This is a genomic window from Crossiella sp. CA198, assembly GCF_052078295.1.
GTDB lineage: Bacteria > Actinomycetota > Actinomycetes > Mycobacteriales > Pseudonocardiaceae > Crossiella.
The window spans coordinates 1-16280 of record NZ_JBQJIM010000013.1; the positions used below are offsets into that span (position 1 = coordinate 1).

A 16280-nucleotide genomic window follows, 5' to 3' on the forward strand; every position below is an offset into this window, starting at 1 on the left:
GAGCGATCTCCAAACACCGCGCGAAAGGCGACATCGACCGCACCAACCATCGAGCAGAGATCACCGTGATCGTGCTGACAGCAGCAGGCTTGACAACAGACCCCAAACCCTAACTACGCGGCATTGGGGTTAGGGGGTGGTGTGGAGGAGGCGGTTGGGGGAGCCTGCGCCGGGGGTGGTGACCTTGTTCGGGGTGGACTTGGCGACCAGGGCGTCGCGGACCTGTTGCGGGGTGGCTGTCGGGTTGGTGGCGAGGTACAGGGCGGCGGCGCCGGTCACGTGGGGGGCGGCGAAGCTGGTGCCGCTGCCGGTGTAGGTCGCCGTGTCGCTGGTGCGCCAGGAGGAGGTGATGTCGACGCCGGGGGCGAACAGGTCCACCCGGGGGCCGAAGGCCGACCAGCTGGCCTTGGCGTCGGTCCGGCTGGTGGCGCCGACCGTGATGGCCTGCTCGACCCGGGCCGGGGAGTTGTTCACCGCGTCCACGCCGTTGTTGCCTGCGGCGATCGAGTAGGTCACGCCCGAGGCGATCGAGCGCTGCACCGCGGCGTCCAGGGTCGCGGACACGCCGCCGCCGAGGCTGACGTTGGCGACCGCGGGCTTCACCGCGTTGCGGGTGATCCAGTCCACGCCGGCGATCACCCCGGCGGTGGTGCCGCTGCCCTGGGCGTTGAGCACCCGGACTCCGTGCAGCCGCGCACCCTTGGCCACGCCGTAGGCGGTGCCTGCCGCGGTGCCCGCGACGTGCGTGCCGTGGCCGTTGGCGTCATCCGGGTTGCTGTCGTTGTCGACGAAGTCGAATCCATTTCCGACCCGGCCGGAGAACTGCTGATGACTGGCCCGGATTCCGGTGTCGAGAATGTAGATGTGCACATTCGCGGCCGTGGTCGAATAGGTGTATGAGTTGTCCAGCGGCAGGTTGCGCTGGTCAATCCGGTCCAGCCCCCAGGACGGCGGGTTCGGCTGGGTCGCGGCCAGTGCGACGACCTGGTTCTGCTCCACGTAGGCCACGTTCGGGTCAGCTGCCAGGCGGCGGGCGGCGCGGGCGTCCGCGGTGACCTCGAAGCCGTTCAACGCGGTGGAGAAGGTCCGTCTGAACTGCGCACCCACCTTTCCGGACACCGCATCGGGGCTGGCCTTGGCGGCCTGGTCCTTGAGCACGACCAGGTAGCTGCCGGGCACCGCGGTGGCCGCGTCGGCGCCCCGGACCGCGCCCTCGGCGGCCTGTGCGGGCAGGGCCGCGAACCCGCTGACGGCGACCGCGGACAACAGCGCGACACTCAGTGCGCGCGTGGTTTTCGACATGGTTTGCTCCTTGGCAGGGAATTGCTTGGTGGCAATTCAGAGCCTAGGAGAAGTCGGCTTTCCGGAACAGAATTTACTTTTTACGGCATTGACGTTTTACGGGCGGCACGCGATCTGGCACACTGCGGAGGGTAGTCAGGTGACTACCGGGAGGTCGGGTGGCTGGGCGGGGTTGGCACCGGGTGGTCGCGGCCGTGCTGGCCGCCGGGGCCGGGACCACGCTGACCGTGTTCATCGGCCAGGCGACCGCGTTGCGGGACAAACCATGGGCCTGGCTGGGCGTCGGCGTGCTGATCACGGTCAGCGCCGCGGTGGCCGGTTACGTCACCTGGGCCGGGCGGGAACCGGCGGGCCCCGCCGAGGTCGAGGACGCGGTGACCGCACTGGCCCAGACCTCGGAAGCCTTGTGGGACAAGGCGTTGAACCACCGCGGCCTGCAATCCGGGCGACTGATCGAGGTGCCGTGGGCGATCAGTTCCTACCACCCGGTCGAACCCGACCCACAGTTCCGGCTGCGCCGCACCACCCGCGCGCAGATCGAGGAGACCGCGGCCCGGTTGCGGAAACAGCGGGCCAGGGTGCTGATCGTGGGTCCGGCGGGCGCCGGGAAGTCCTCGCTGGCCCGCTGGCTGGCCTACGCCTGGCTGCCGGGACGCGCGGCGGGCGAGCCGGTGCCGGTGCTGATCTCCGCCTCCTCCTGGACCGAGGGCGAACCGGTGCCGCGCTGGCTGGAGCGCCAGCTGCGCACCGAGCACCGCGCGTTGTCCCGCAAGACCACCGCCGGGATCACCCTGGCCCGGCACCTGGTCCTGCACAAGCGGGTCTTCCCGGTGGTGGACGGCCTGGACGAGCTGCCGGAGGGCCCGCGAACCGCGCTGGGCGCGGCGCTGCGGGACGCGCTGCCCGAGGGCTCGCCGCTGATCCTGACCTGCCGCACCGCCGCGCCCCGCCTGCCGGTGGACACCGTGTTCACGCTGCGCCCGATCGAGGTCCCGGACAGCGCGCGCATCCTCGGCCGGGAAGCCTCCGCGCGGCAGCTGGCCAGCTGGGAGCGACTGTTCTCGTTGTGCCGCAAGGATCCCGACTCGGCACTGGCCCGGATGCTGGCCCGGCCGCTGCTGGTCGCGCTGGCCGCCGAGGTCTACCACCGGCACGACCCCGAACGCGATCCGGCCGAACTCGCCGCACTGACCGGCGCGGCCGCCATCGAGGACCACATCCTGGGTTCCTGGCTGCCGACCACGTTGCGCCGCAAGCGAAACCTGCCCGCGGACCGCGACTACCGGGAACGCTCGGTGCTGACCTGGCTGACCTTCCTGGCCCGGCACCTGGAACGCCAGGACACCCAGGAGTTCCGCTGGTGGGAGCTGCGCCGGGCGGTGCTCGGCAAGCGACGGCCACCCACCTGGCTGGAACCGGAGTCCTTCCGGCCACCCGGCGCGCCGCAGCGGACGATCTCCCCGGCCGAGATCAGGTCCTGGCTGCGGGATCGCTGGCGGGCGACCCGGTCTGGCCGGTGGCGCCGGTTCGCCCGCGGTCTGGTGGCAGGCGCGCTGTTCATCTGGGCCTTCGGCGGGCTGATCTGGCTGACCTCGCTGGTCTTCCCGGAACTCGTCCGGCAGGCCCTCGGCGGCGGCGACCTGATGCCCAACCTTCTCCTGGTCGACCCCTACCTGCTGCTGACCGTGCTCAGCGTGGGTATCGGGCTGTTCCTGGGCGGGCTGCTGGCGCTGGTGACGGAGGACGACTCCGACTGGGTGCGGTTCCAGGCCCTCGGCCACTGGCCTGGCGAGCTGGCCCCGCACCTGGACGCCGATCCGGGCAAGGCGGTCAACCCACGGCACAGCCTGGCCACCGACCGCCGCTGGTCGCTGCTGTACCTGCTGGGCGGGTCGGCCGGACTGGTGCTGCTGATCCAGCTCGCCGCGGCCCAGGTGGAGTTCCACCGGCTGAGTTTCCCGCTGCTGGCCAGGGTCGGTGAGCACCCGGCACTGGCGAGTGTGGTCGCGGTGCTGGTGGCCGCGGCGGCGGTGTGCACCCGGGCGGAATGGCCCTGGTTCGCTGCCGCCCGGATCCCCCTGGCCCTGACCAGGCGGCTGCCGGTGCGGCTGATCCCGTTCCTGGACGCCATGATCGCCGCGGACGTGCTGCGCCAGGAGGGCGCGGTCTACCGGTTCCGGCACGCCACCCTGCGCGACTGGCTGCTGCGCCGCGCCGCCCTGACCGCCTACCGCTCGCTGGACGACCCACACCAGCGCCTGCTCCGCCGCCTGGCCTGGCACCCGGGCCCCGACTTCACCGCCGCCATCGCGGCCCGGCTGGACGAGCTGACCGAGGCCGAGGCCCAGGACCGGCTCAACCGCTGTGTCCGGCTGGAACTGCTGGGCCGGGACGGCGACCGGTACCGCTGGCGGGCCGGGCGCACCGCCATCACCGAGGTCTCCGCGACCGTGGACCCGCCGGGCCTGCCCGCCCGGGTGCGCACCGATCTCCAGCGCGCCTACCTGGACCTGCTCACCCCGCACCTGGCCGATCCGCCCTGCCCGCACTCCCCTCGGGCGCTGGTGCTGCCGCTGGCCCCGGACGGCTGGCGGCTACTGCGCGCCGAGCGGCACAACGTGCTGGCCTGCCTGCGTGACGGCGGCGAGCACCTGGTCGAGCTGTGCCGGATCACGCTGTCGCCGCTGTGCGAATGGGGGCTCCAGCGGGAATGCGACGACCTGCTGGACCGGCACGGACTGAGCGGGCTGTTCCGGCACCACGCCGCCTGGCCGGATTGCCCGGACTGCCAGGCGGACACCCTGAGCAGACTGGGAAGGCTCACCCTGCCGCACGACCCGGACGCGGCCAGCACGCTGTTCCAGCGCGCCGCCACGATCGCGCGGCGGGCGGGCGTGGCGGTGGCCGAAGCCGAGGCGCTGCTCGGGCTCAGCCACTGCCTGCTGGCGTGCCGGGAGTACGCCGAGGCGGTGCCGTTGCTGCGGCAGGGACTGGCCGCTCTGCGCGAGCGGGGTGGGTTCAGCACCGCCGCCGACACCGGGTACCAGGCCGCCTGGACGCTCTACCACGCCGGTCACCAGCGCAAGGCGGAGCTGGTGCTGGACGCGGCCGTCGGCGATGCCTACCAGTCCGGCGACGAGCTGCTGTGGGCGACTGTCCTGCACCTGCGGGGCGCGGTGCTCGTCGAACTGGCCGAGTTCACCGAGGCGGCGTCCTCGATCCGGCGGGCGCGCGAGCTGTACCTGGCGCACGAGCACCCGGCGGCGGCCGACGCGCTGGCCGCGTGGGCGGAGGCGCTGCTCCAGCTGGGCAAGCAGCTCAGCGCAACGGGCAAGGACAGGACCTGGGCCACCAGCGCGGGCCGGGACCGGCTGCGCGCGGCACGGACGGAGTTCGTCAGGTTCGGCGAGGACCTGCGGGCCGCGGACATGCTGGTGCGGCAGGGTGACTGGGCCGAGCGGGACAGCGACGCCCAGGTCTGGCTGACCGACGCCATCGCCCAGTACGAGAGCCTGGGCGAGCCGGCGCGGATCGAACAGGCCAGGGAGCTACTGGCCCGGCGCAGCCGCTAGGGGCGGGACCAGGACTGGCGGAACCACTGGATGCCGAGCACCGCCAGCGCGAGCGCCGCCACGTACAGACCGGGGCCGGGGCCGGGGGCCTGGAACACCGTCTGCCGGGTCCACACCGACAGCAGGCCCAGCATCACCGAGAGCCAGCAGCCCAGGGTGGCCACCCAGGCCAGCGCCCACAGCCGCAGGCTCAGGGTGAGCGCGGTGAGCAGCACGCCGAAGAACAGCGCGAAACCGCCGAAAAGCCGGGGCAGCACGCCGACCTTGAGCGCCGGATCGGTCTGGCCGAGCAGCACCTGCCAGCCCGCCGCGTCGCCCATCCAGGGCAGCAGCGCGGACACCAGCAGCACGAAGACCGCGCCCGCGATCACCATGGCGCTGCGCGGGTGCGGATCCACCCGGCGGACCACGCGGCGCTCGACCTGCTTCAGCTCTTCGGCGAACTCGGCCATCTCATCCCGTCCGTCTCGCGCGTCGGCGTTCATCGGCTGCCGCATCCACCCACCGCCGCTGGTTCGGGCGTGGCCGGGGCGCCGAAGGCGGGCAGGCCCAGGGTCACGCCGGAGGTCTTGGGCCTGCGGCCGGCCGCCCAGTTGTCACCGGCCCTGGTGCGCCGGTGGGAGAGCAGTTCGCCGTCGGCGATCAGGTTGTGCGGGGCGCCGTAGGTGACCTCGGTGGTGACCACGTCGCCGGGGCGGATCTCCTGATCCACCACGCCCGCCGGGTTGAAGTGCACCAGGCGGCCGTCCCTGGCCCGGCCGGACAGGCGCCGGGTGGCGGTGTCCTTACGGCCCTCGCCCTCGGAGACCACGATCTCGACCACGCGGCCTTCCTGCTCCCGGTTGAGGTCCCAGGAGATCTGCTCCTGCAAGGCGATGAGCCGCTCGTAGCGCTCCTGCACGACCTGCTTGGGCAGCTGCCCGTCCATGGTCGCCGCGGGCGTGCCGGGGCGCTTGGAGTACTGGAAGGTGTAGGCGGAGCTGAACCGGGAGGCGGCCACCACGTCCAGGGTGCCCTGGAAGTCCTGCTCGGTCTCGCCGGGGAACCCGACGATGATGTCGGTGGTGATCGCGGCGTGCGGCAGCGCGGTGCGCACCTTGTCCACAATGGACAGATAGCGGTCGGCGCGGTAGGAGCGGCGCATCGCCTTGAGCACCTGGTCCGAACCGGACTGCAGCGGCATGTGCAGCTGCGGGCACACGTTGGGCGTCTCGGCCATGGCGGCGATGACGTCGTCGGTGAAGTCCTTGGGGTGCGGGGAGGTGAACCGGACCCGCTCCAGGCCGTCGATCTTGCCGCAGGCGCGCAGCAGGTCGGAGAAGGCGGTGCGCTGGCCGAACTCCACGCCGTAGGAGTTGACGTTCTGGCCGAGCAGGGTCACCTCCAGCACGCCTTCGGCGACCAGGGCCTCCACCTCGGCCAGGATCTCGCCGGGGCGGCGGTCCTTCTCCTTGCCGCGCAGCGAGGGCACGATGCAGAAGGTGCAGGTGTTGTTGCAGCCCACCGAGATGGACACCCAGGCCGAGTGCGCGGAGTCGCGCCGGGCTGGCAGGGCGGACGGGAAGGCTTCGAGGGATTCCAGGATCTCCACCTGGGCCTCGGCGTTGTGCCGGGCGCGTTCGAGCAGCACCGGCAGCGAGCCGATGTTGTGTGTGCCGAAGACGACGTCCACCCAGGGCGCGCGCTTGACGATCTCGCCGCGGTCCTTCTGCGCGAGGCAGCCGCCGACCGCGATCTGCATGCCGGGGTTGGCGTCCTTGGCCGGGCGCAGGCGTCCCAGGTTGCCGTACAGCCGGTTGTCCGCGTTCTCCCGCACCGCGCAGGTGTTGAAGACGACGATGTCGGCGTTGTCATCGGCGGCGCGCACGTATCCCGCGTCCTCCATCAGGCCCGCGAGCCGTTCGGAGTCGTGCACGTTCATCTGACAACCGTAGGTACGGATCTGGTAGCTGCGTGTCACCCGCTCGTCCTTTCCCGGTTTCCCGGTTCGATTGTCCAGGGTAGAGCGCGCCGCCTGGCAGGATGAACCGGTGCCCCGCCGACTCCTGAGTCTGCTGCTCGTCCTGGCCGCCGTACTCGCCACCGCCGGTTGCGGCAGTGCGCTGGAGGGCGTGCGGCTGACCATCGCCACCGGTGGCCCCGCCGGGGTCTACTACCAGCTGGGTAACGCGCTGGCCGGGGCCTGGGAGCGGGATCTGGGCATGCCGCGGCCGACCGTGCAGACCACCGCGGGTTCGGTGGACGCGCTGGGCAAGCTGGAGTCCGGCGAGGCCGATCTGGCCTTCGCCGCCGCGGACGCCGCGGTGCGCGCCTTCGGTCAGCAGCGCCCGAACCGGCGGCTGCGCGCCCTGGCCCGGATGCACGACGACTTCTTCCACGTGATCGTCCGCGCCGAGGTCCCGGCCACCAAGCTGTCCGAGCTGCGCGGGCTGCGGATCGGCACCGGCTCGGCCGAGTCGGGCACCCGCTTGATCGCCGACCGGCTGCTGGAGCAGGCGAAACTCTCCGCCGCGGACCTGCGTCAGTCGCCGACCGACCTGTCGGACTCGATCGTGGCGCTGGAGCGCAAGGAGCTGGACGGGTTCTTCTGGTCCGGCGGCCTGCCCACCCGCGCGGTGTTCGAGCTGGCCAAGCGGCAGAAGCTGCGGATGATCGACCTGAGCGACGTGCTGACCGGCCTGCTGGACAAATATTCCTCGGTATACGGCCAGGCCAGCGTGCCGGCCTCCAGCTACGGCATGGACAACAAGCCGGTGACCACGCTGGTGGTGCGCAACTTCCTGATGGCCACCGAGGCGCTGCCGGCCGACACCGCGGCCGCGCTGACCGAGGGCCTGTTCGAGGCCAGGGAGGACCTGATCCGGGCGAACGCGGTGGCGCTGTCCCTGGACTCCCGCTCGGCGATCGAGACTGCCCCGATCGACCTGCATGAAGGGGCCCTGCGCTACTACCGGCAGACCAAGACCTAGGGCAGGATCGCTCCGACGTCTGGCCGAGACCTCGCGGAGGAGCCCCATGCACCGACTGGCGGTTGCCACAACGGCACTGGCACTCATCGGAGGTCTAACCCCGCCACTCGCGGCCGCGACCACCGCCGCGGTGGTCCGGGTGACCGATTTCGGGGCCGACCCGACCGGCCGGACCGACTCCGCGGCCGCGGTCCGCGCGGCCTTCCGTCACGCCAAGGGCCTGGGCCGCCCGACCCGGATCGTGTTCGGCCGCGGCACCTTCCAGCTTTACCCGGAGCAGGCCGAGCTACGCGAGCTGTACGTGTCCAACACCGTCGGCGCCGACCAGCGCTACCGGGACAAGCGGATCGGCCTGCTCGTGGAGGACATGCGCGAGGTGACGGTCGACGGCGGCGGCGCGAAGCTGATCTTCCACGGCCAGCAGACCGCCTTCGCCGCGATCCGCTCCAGCCGGGTCACCTTCACCGGCTTCGCCTTCGACTACGCCGCGCCCAAGGTCGTCGAGGCCACCGTGACCGAGACCGGCCCCGGCTACCGGGTGCTGACCGTCCCACCCGGCAGCCCGTACCGGGTTGAGGGCACGCACCTGACCTGGCTCGGCGAAACCAGCCCGGTGACCGGTCAGCCGTACTGGTCCGGCCAGGACAAACTCCAGTACACCCAGGCCCACGACCCCGCCGCCCGCCGCACCTTCCGCCTGAGCAACCCGCTGTTCCGCGACGTGGCCAAGCTGACCGACCTGGGCGGCAGGCGCATCCGCGTCGACTTCACCAGCACGGACCGCCCCACCGACACCGGCCTGGTCTACCAGATGCGCCTGACCGACCGCACCGAACCGGGCGCGCTGATCTGGGAGTCCCGTGACGTCACCGTGCGCCGGGTGAACGCGCACTACCTGCAGTCCTTCGGCATCGTCGGCCAGTTCAGCGAGAACATCACCATCGACGCGGTGAACTTCGCCCCCGACCCCGCGTCGGGCCGCACCACCTCCTCCTTCGCCGACCACATCCAGATGTCCGGCGTCCGCGGCAAGGTGACCATCACCGGCAACGTCTTCGACGGCCCGCACGACGACCCGATCAACGTGCACGGCACCTACCTGGAAGTCACCGCCCAGCCCGCCCCCGACACCGTGCGCGTGGACTACAAGCACAACGAGACCGCCGGTTTCCCGCAGTTCCACCCCGGCGACGAGGTCCAGTTCACCGACAAACGCACCATGCGCCCGCTACCCGGCGGCCCGGTCAAGGTGCGCGCCGTGGACGGCCCCACCGGCCGGGACCACGACAAGCCCCTGACCACCATGACCGTCACCCTGGACCGCCCGGTCCCGCCTGGAGTCGTGATGGCCGAGACGGTGCTGGAGAACACCACCTACACCCCTGCGGTCACCATCACCGGCAACGTCTTCCGCAACGTGCCCACCCGCGGCGTCCTGGTCACCACACCCCGCCCGGTGCTCATCGCGGGCAACCACTTCGACGGCATGACCATGGCCAGCGTCTACCTCTCCGCCGACGCCCACCAGTGGTACGAATCCGGCCCCGTCACCGACGTGACCATCCACGGCAACACCTTCACCCGCCCCGCCAACCCCGCGATCTTCATCGAACCAACCAACCGGATCCTCGATCCGGCCAACCCGGTGCACCGCGGGATCACGGTGACGCACAACGAGTTCACCATCGGCGATGTCAGCGTGCTGGACGCGAAGAGCACCGGCGGGCTGCGCTTCACCGGCAACTCGGTGCGCAGGCTGGAGCCGGACGCGCCGCCGTACGCCACGCCGCTGTTCCGCTTCCACGGCAGCAGCGGCTACCGGGTGGCGGGCAATCGCATCGCCCCCGGCCTCAACCCAGCGGTGATCGCGGACTGACCCCGTCCACGTTGGCCGTTGTTGGACGCCGTAGGTCGCTGCGGTCGGGCGAAGCCCGGGGCGGGCGGCGGGGGTGGCTTTTCGAAAACTTTCCCCGAGCGGTTCCCCATCCCCGTCAGCCTGGAGAGGACACACCGCATCTCACCGAGTGGCCCCTGCAACACAAACCGCCGCCGAACCCACCCAACGTGACGGGGGCCGCTCGGTGAGATGTGGTTTGGTATCGGAGGGCTGACGGGGATGGGGAACCGCCCACGAGCACTGGCTCTTGCTCTTCGTTCGTCCCCCCATCCTTTGATTCCTGCCCGTCCGGCGAGGACGATCTTGATCTTCGGTTTTAAGATCAAAAAAGGATGGCCTCGCCGGCCGGGCAGACCACCGGAGGGGTGGGGCAGATCAAGAGCCGGGATGCGCGGGTTGCGGGGCTGGGACTGGGCTGCCGGGGCCTGACCCAGCGTGGCTCCGAGGGCTCGCGTGTTCTCCGTACGGCCTTCCGCCAGCCAACCACACCTCACCGAGCGGCCCCGGTCGCGTGGGGAGGCTAGGGCGGCGGTTTGTGTTGCAGGGGCCGCTCGGTGAGGTGTGGTCTGCATGCTCCAGGCCGTACGGAGAACACGCGAGGGCCCTCGTCGTGGGGGTTTCACCCCTCCGCCCCGGCCCGCCGCCGTCCCACAACGGCCAACGTGGCGTACGAGTTGGGCCAACTCGGCGTCCGCAACGGCCAAAGCGGAACGGCATTTGGTGACCTACCGTCGAAGGCATGAGCCCTAAGAACCACGTCACCCCAGGTCAAGCACCCGACAGCCGCCCGGTCATCGACAACTACGGGCGGCTGTCCCGTGTCCCCGACACGGGCGAGTTGGAGAAGATCGCCCGCCAGCACAAGGACAACAGCCGCCGGATCGCCCAGGCAGGCTGCCAGGAAGGTCTACGCCTAGCTGACGGACTCAGCGCCTGGAACCCCCGGGTCCGCCGCAAGGACTGGGAAGTGCTCCTAGAGCGGGTCCGCACCGGCAAGTCCCAGGGTGTCTGCATCTGGCACGTGGACCGCCTCTTCCGCCGCCCCATGGACCTGGAAACCCTCATCGAGTTGGCGGACAAGGGCTTCCGCATCTTCTCCTCACACGGCGTCCGGGACTTGTCGAGCCCGGATGACCGCTACATCCTGCGCGGCGAAGTCGCCCACGCCGCCCGCTCCAGTGACGACACCTCCCGGCGCGTCAAACGCGAGAAGAAGCGCGCACGCGCCAAGGGGAAACTTAACGGCGGTGCGCGGTCCCTGGGGTGGCCTGGCCGGGTGCGCCGCGCGAAAGGTGAGACGAAGGCTCTGGTGGAAGCGGGGGCGGACCTTCCGGAAATGCCGGAGGTGGCAGCCGAGCAGGTTCAGCGCGAACGCGAAGCAATCGCCCAGGCATGCCAGGATCACGCGGACGGCGTGACCCTGACCGAAATCTATGACCGGTGGAAGCGCGACAGTATTTACTCGACTACCGGCGGAGTGCTCAGCCCGTCAGAAATCGGAAAGATACTCAACCGGGCCAGCAATGCCGGTCTGATCGAACATGATGAAGAACTCGACCCGGAGGAAGCCAAGGAAGAGGGGGCGACTCACAAGACGATTCTCTATCCGATGCGCAATCATGAAGAAGTGCGCATCATCAGTCCAGAGTTGTTCTTTCAGTTGCGTGCGAAGTTCACCGCCCGCCGCCGGGGACGTGCACCGGGAACAGTGTCGATCGGATCAGGAATCCTGCGGTGCGGCCTGTGTTTCGGCGGGCTGACCTCGGCTCCCGGCAAGCCCACCAAGACCGAGAAGCGCCGCAACTACACCTGCCGCAAGGACCGGCACGGCTGCGGCGGCGTCAGCGCGTCCCAGCGGGGCGTGGACCAGCAATTGCGGGAACTGGTGCTGGAGCGGCTGTCCGATCCCCGGCACGCCGCTGCCATCAAACAAGCACGGGATGCGGCGGCTGACGAACTGGCCCAGGCACAGGCGAAGATCACGCAGATTCAAATTATCCAGAAAGGTCTGACGGAAAGGCTGGGCCGTCTGGAAATCGACTTGGACGCGTTCGATCGAGCGAACCTGCCACTCGCCACACAGCTCCGCGCACTTGCGGAACGGGAGAAGATGCTGAATTCCGATGCGCCGGTGGCAGTGGAGGTCATTTCGCGTGATGCTCTGGCCGAGGAATGGGAATCGGCCACGGTTCCCGAAAGGCGCGAGATGCTCATCCGCGCATTGGGACGCGACCGGATTGCAGTGAAGAAATCACATCACCCCAAGTCGGGGGCGGTTCGATTCTTCGACCCGAAGCGGGTTCGCATCGTTCCTTCGGATATGTCGGTAGAGGAGTTTCTTGCGGAGGATTGATGCCCGAAAAAGCACAAAATACGGCCGAGAAGAACGTGGCTTCTCGACCGCATTTTGTGTTTCTTCGGTTGTGGGTGTGGCGTGTTATGCCGCTCGTGAGCGTTGGGCGATACGGCGCAGGATCGCCCCGGTTCCGGCGATCTCGGCCGGGGTCATGGGCGGGGCGGTGGCCGCGATGACCGCCCAGTACTGGGCGTTGTCACCCGGATCGGCGGCGGTGGTGTGCAGCTCCGGCGCGGCGCAGTCCAGGGCGGCGGCCAGCCGGGCGATCTGGGCCGGGGTGGGGGTGTGGGTGCCCGCTTCGGCGGCACGCAGAGCGGCCAGACCGATGCGGGCCCGCCGGGCCAGGGCGGGCGGATCCAGGCGGCGGCGGTGACGGTAGGCGCGGAGCCGGGGCGGGCTGAACCTCGGCACCTGCCCTTCGGGCAGGCCGGGCGAGGACGGCGAGGACGGCGGGGACGTGCCGGGGCTGGGGCGGCCGTGGACGGCCGCGCGACGTGGATCAGGGTGCGGGTGACGGCGGCGGCCGTCACGGCGTTCGGTGGGCATCACGGCCTCCTGCTGGCGGCGGAGGTCCCCGGGGGTGGCGGGGAACCTGCTGATGCCTCTGAAATCCAAAGGTGACACTGTTATTGGACAGTGCGAACGCGAATTTCCTGGCTTCCGCGGGAGACGACAGCCGGCCGCGGGCACCTGGCCCTCGCCGGCCGACTTCACAAAACACCCCTGGAGGGCATCGAGTCTGGCGCAGCATAGGTAGCCCTGTAATAGCCGCTGAGCAGCCAGAACAGCTCTCACAGGGGTTACCGCTCTAACAGGTAACTCGATCGGACCCTCGATCAGTATGTCGCTGGGTATGTCGACTGGCGTTCAGTCGTTCCCACTGACCCAGTCCCGGCGCAGTGGGAACCGGTGACACCACGTGCATGCGTGTGTGAGTCAGGGATACCAGCGGATCCCCTCACGGCTGCCCCCGCAGGATCCACAGTGGACAGTGGTGCGACCGTGCCGGACATGCCCTGTGTAAGTGTGGCGTAATCAGCGTGCAATAGCTGCCTAGCTGGCACCTAGTACCCGGCTAGTACCTACACGTAGAGCCCATCTATATAATCCGAACCTACGCTATCCATTCGTACCGTTCAATACTAACGGAGAGCACTCGGGCGGGGGAAGGAAATATTGCAGTCGCCGCTTACAGTCCAGGCATGCTGCCGCGTCGGGGCGCGAGCCCTTATCGACTTTGGTAGTGCAGCGGTACAGGTAGCATCCAGTGAGAATCTGACTTCCTCGCTTGTCGGAGCCGAACACGATGACCCGATGAGACCTCCCGTCATACTCGCTGCCCCGGAGGCTGACGAGTTGCCCGGTCGGGTATTCACTTGTCCCCACCGTTGTCACCTCGCACCGGCTGGGCCAGGGACTGCCGAAACAGCCAGAGCGCCTTGTAGTGGTCAGTGCCGCAAGCTTCGTTAGCCATCCGGGCCACAGTGATGCGAAAAGTCTTGTCGCGGTAGGCCACGGGCAGGCAGTCCCAGTGTTCTTCCGGAACTGCGAGCACGCATTCATGGCACATGACCGAGGTGGCCTCGACTGTGACCATTTCGACGCATGCGCGAGCGAGGTTTCTGGAGCAGCAGAGCGCGACGCGTTCTGGGAGAAGACCGCCCCTTTGCGAGTGGTAAATCTCCTTTGGAATCGTGGCCACGTGCACGATCGGCATGCCAACTGGCGTCTCGGCGGACACCACTACGCCGACATGGACAACGGGATCAGAAGCCTGAATGTTCATGCCGCTCGCCGCTCATTCTGATCCCGATCCCACTCGGCGGCGCTCATTCTCGCCCCTTGCGATTTCCGGAGATGAACCTGACCGGGAGATAGGGATCAAAGTCCTCGGGCTGCAAGAACAGACGACGCCGCAAAAATCTGGCACACCGATGAAGCAAGGACTGTCGGGCGTGGCGTCCAGTCGCGGTGGAGGTGACCACATTGCGCAAGGTCCGCACAGCATTGCATTCCGCGCACAGCACGCCGGGAGGTGTGATCATGGCTGCCGCATGGAAAGAATGGCCGCAGAGCCCCACAAAGTCGCCGTGTTCTCCGGCCAGTCCGTCAGCTAGTGCAGTGGCGGTCACGAAATGCGCAACACCCCGAGCGCACGTCAGCTCCGTGGCTCTTCGGATTTCTGACCTTTGCTGGACCTCGGACTCTCCCATAGGAGTCGCCTCCCCGGCGCGATCTACGCGCCCTCTATACGAAGCGAGAGCGCATACGCAGTCTGGAGATGGCGGACCGCACCCATCCCTGCCTATCCTCGATGTCGGGAACAAGTTCTCTACTGGGTTCCGGATCAAGGGTCTTCGCTGCGGCTACACTCTCTGTCTGTCATGAATTCGTGCTACAACTTTCTACAGAGAGGAAACCCGAGGTAACAGTGCGGAAATGGCGCACTGTTGGTGCGTTCGTGGTGCTTGTATGGGGTAGACTGTGGACATATGCGTCAGCACGTCAGATGAACAAAGCGCCAGGAGGTCACCCCAATGGATGTACGACGCGCGAAGTTCATCAGGGCGCGCAAGGCTGCCGGGTTCACGCAGGAAGCACTGGCTGTGGCAATGAAGGTGGATCGTGCCACCGTGCGCCGCTGGGAGTCTGGAGAAGTCGAGCCCCTAGCTTATCGGAGACCCAGGCTAGCTAGTCTATTGAAAGTTTCCCTGACTGTTTTGGAAGCACTGCTTCTCGAAGATGATAGGGATGCCGACGTGGACAGGCGTGAATTTATGGGAATGGCGGGCGGCGTAGTGTTGAACATGGCCACGCCGATGTGGCCCCCGCCTTCACTCAGGGCCGAAGAGCGCGATTGTCGTCACTTGCTTGACCGGACTGCTCGCATGCGTCGCTTGGACAACTATCTAGGTGGCCGCGATACCTACAATCTCTACGCGACCGAACTGGCTTCAACAGTTGATTACGTGCGTAGTGCTAGCTGCACTCCAGCCGTTCATGCAAAACTTGTCGAAGTCATTGCCGAACAAGCTCAACTTGCCGGATGGGCAGCGTTTGACGCCGGAATGCACATAGAGGCAAAGCGGCACTATGATGACAGTTTGCGCGCCGCGAAGCAGGTAGAGAATGGGGCACTTGCGGGCAACGCTCTTGCCTTTCTTGCTTATCAAGAAATTAGCATCTCCAAGCCTAATGTCGAACTTTCGGAGGCTTCGTTCTCGGCCGCAAAAAGGGACGCCACCCCGAGAGTGAAGGCTCTATTGCTTGAGCGAAAAGCATGGACACATGCCTCAGCTGGTGACTTTCAAGCCACCGAAGAATCACTCGAAGAAGCCAAGGCATCCTTGCATCATCAAGACAATCGCCCGGAACCAGATTGGGTTTTCTGGGTAGACGAGAACGAGATCGACATCATGGCCGGAAGGTGCTGGGCTGAGCTGCGGAAGCCTTTGAGGGCAGTCTCTGTCTTGGAGAATGCCCTAGGGCGCGTTGACGACACGCATGCTCGCGACAAGGCTCTGTACATGACATCGCTAGCTGATGCACTTATTGATGCTCAGGAAATCGAGCGTGCGGTTTCTGTGGTGCAGAAATCTATGACTTTGGCACAAGGTGTCGGTTCTGTTCGTCCCATGAATCGAATCAACAAGACGTTGCAGAAGCTCCGAATCTACAAGGATTCGGGTCCTGTGGTTCAACTCTTTGAGAAGCTGCGCACTTAACCTTGATGGCCGATTGTTCGATCCAGCCAATCAAAGTAGCGGTCGGTGCCCTTCGTGATCTCAACGGCCGTAATCTCAGGATTTTCCCAAGGGTGCTCAGAAAGCAGATGCCGCTGGAGTGCTTCATAGGTTGCCAAGGTAGTCTTGAACTCAACCTTCCATTCCTGGCCCTCTCCTAGTTCATTGAGATGCCAAAATACGGAAGTAACAGGCCCAACTACTTGAGCACTAGCCGCCAATCGTGCAGCGACCGCAGATCGAGCCAGACTCGCTGCTGTGTCTGCGGAGTCGGCGACAGTCGTTACTTGAAGATAGCCAGACATACTTTCCAGCATACCGGCCATGATCACAGCGAAGGCTACGCACGGACCCGCACTGATCCACGTCCGCTGCATGCGGACGGCACGTTGCTGCTGGCTGCCCGAGGCATGAGGCATGAGGCAGGTAGGATTGAGAACG

The 16280-nt window shown here is 67.6% G+C and carries 11 protein-coding genes; 5 read left to right on the forward strand and 6 right to left on the reverse strand.

Features of this window, described 5'->3' with window-relative positions; genetic code table 11:
• Nucleotides 1–129 precede the first annotated feature (129 nt).
• Entirely contained in the window at nt 130–1302 is a 1173-nt protein-coding gene (locus ACTOWY_RS21910) for a S8 family peptidase (protein ID WP_441311529.1), read from the reverse strand.
• Between the two features lie 158 nt (nt 1303–1460).
• Between ACTOWY_RS21910 and ACTOWY_RS21915 the strand changes: the two genes are divergently transcribed.
• Entirely contained in the window at nt 1461–4874 is a 3414-nt protein-coding gene (locus tag ACTOWY_RS21915) for an NACHT domain-containing protein (RefSeq protein ID WP_441311530.1), read from the forward strand.
• Here ACTOWY_RS21915 and ACTOWY_RS21920 read toward each other — a convergent pair.
• Nucleotides 4871–5371 (reverse strand): Rv2732c family membrane protein, encoded by a 501-nt coding sequence (locus tag ACTOWY_RS21920; protein WP_441311531.1) that lies wholly within the window; start codon nt 5369–5371, stop codon nt 4871–4873. The genes ACTOWY_RS21915 and ACTOWY_RS21920 overlap by 4 nt on opposite strands.
• A complete protein-coding gene (gene miaB, locus ACTOWY_RS21925) occupies nt 5356–6834 on the reverse strand; it encodes a tRNA (N6-isopentenyl adenosine(37)-C2)-methylthiotransferase MiaB (protein WP_441311532.1) in 1479 nt (492 codons plus the stop codon). The genes ACTOWY_RS21920 and miaB overlap by 16 nt, the downstream gene beginning before the upstream one ends.
• Nucleotides 6835–6904: 70 nt before the next feature.
• Between miaB and ACTOWY_RS21930 the strand changes: the two genes are divergently transcribed.
• The 3 genes from ACTOWY_RS21930 (at nt 6905) to ACTOWY_RS21940 (ending at nt 12093) form a co-directional block, all read left to right on the forward strand.
• Nucleotides 6905–7843 carry a TAXI family TRAP transporter solute-binding subunit gene (locus ACTOWY_RS21930; protein ID WP_441311533.1) on the forward strand — a complete coding sequence of 313 codons (939 nt, stop codon included), beginning with the start codon at nt 6905–6907 and terminating at the stop codon, nt 7841–7843.
• Between the two features lie 46 nt (nt 7844–7889).
• Nucleotides 7890–9719 (forward strand): hypothetical protein, encoded by a 1830-nt coding sequence (locus ACTOWY_RS21935; RefSeq protein ID WP_441311534.1) that lies wholly within the window; start codon nt 7890–7892, stop codon nt 9717–9719.
• Between the two features lie 760 nt (nt 9720–10479).
• A complete protein-coding gene (locus ACTOWY_RS21940; protein ID WP_441311535.1) occupies nt 10480–12093 on the forward strand; it encodes a recombinase family protein in 1614 nt (537 codons plus the stop codon).
• 84 nt (nt 12094–12177) lie between these two features.
• Here the strand turns inward: ACTOWY_RS21940 and ACTOWY_RS21945 are convergent, their stop codons facing one another.
• Nucleotides 12178–12642 carry a helix-turn-helix domain-containing protein gene (locus ACTOWY_RS21945; protein WP_441311536.1) on the reverse strand — a complete coding sequence of 155 codons (465 nt, stop codon included), beginning with the start codon at nt 12640–12642 and terminating at the stop codon, nt 12178–12180.
• 826 nt (nt 12643–13468) lie between these two features.
• Nucleotides 13469–13882, reverse strand: coding sequence for a hypothetical protein (locus ACTOWY_RS21950; RefSeq protein WP_247764341.1), 414 nt, complete (start codon nt 13880–13882; stop codon nt 13469–13471).
• A 751-nt stretch (nt 13883–14633) separates the two neighbouring features.
• Here ACTOWY_RS21950 and ACTOWY_RS21955 point away from each other — a divergent pair.
• Nucleotides 14634–15821 (forward strand): helix-turn-helix domain-containing protein, encoded by a 1188-nt coding sequence (locus ACTOWY_RS21955; RefSeq protein ID WP_441311537.1) that lies wholly within the window; start codon nt 14634–14636, stop codon nt 15819–15821.
• On the opposite strand, the gene cutA is transcribed toward ACTOWY_RS21955, so the two are convergent.
• Nucleotides 15818–16165 (reverse strand): divalent-cation tolerance protein CutA, encoded by a 348-nt coding sequence (gene cutA / locus ACTOWY_RS21960; protein ID WP_441311538.1) that lies wholly within the window; start codon nt 16163–16165, stop codon nt 15818–15820. The genes ACTOWY_RS21955 and cutA overlap by 4 nt on opposite strands.
• Nucleotides 16166–16280 lie beyond the last annotated feature (115 nt).

What these genes read in the sequence shown, in the direction of transcription:
- ACTOWY_RS21910 (WP_441311529.1), bottom strand. Translation starts at nt 1,302, where the DNA reads ATGTCGAAAACCACGCGCGCACTGAGTGTCGCGCTGTTGTCCGCGGTC.
- ACTOWY_RS21940 (WP_441311535.1), top strand. Translation starts at nt 10,480, where the DNA reads ATGAGCCCTAAGAACCACGTCACCCCAGGTCAAGCACCCGACAGCCGC.
- ACTOWY_RS21935 (WP_441311534.1), top strand. Translation starts at nt 7,890, where the DNA reads ATGCACCGACTGGCGGTTGCCACAACGGCACTGGCACTCATCGGAGGT.
- cutA (WP_441311538.1), bottom strand. Translation starts at nt 16,165, where the DNA reads ATGGCCGGTATGCTGGAAAGTATGTCTGGCTATCTTCAAGTAACGACT.
- ACTOWY_RS21920 (WP_441311531.1), bottom strand. Translation starts at nt 5,371, where the DNA reads ATGCGGCAGCCGATGAACGCCGACGCGCGAGACGGACGGGATGAGATG.
- ACTOWY_RS21955 (WP_441311537.1), top strand. Translation starts at nt 14,634, where the DNA reads ATGGATGTACGACGCGCGAAGTTCATCAGGGCGCGCAAGGCTGCCGGG.
- ACTOWY_RS21950 (WP_247764341.1), bottom strand. Translation starts at nt 13,882, where the DNA reads ATGAACATTCAGGCTTCTGATCCCGTTGTCCATGTCGGCGTAGTGGTG.
- ACTOWY_RS21945 (WP_441311536.1), bottom strand. Translation starts at nt 12,642, where the DNA reads ATGCCCACCGAACGCCGTGACGGCCGCCGCCGTCACCCGCACCCTGAT.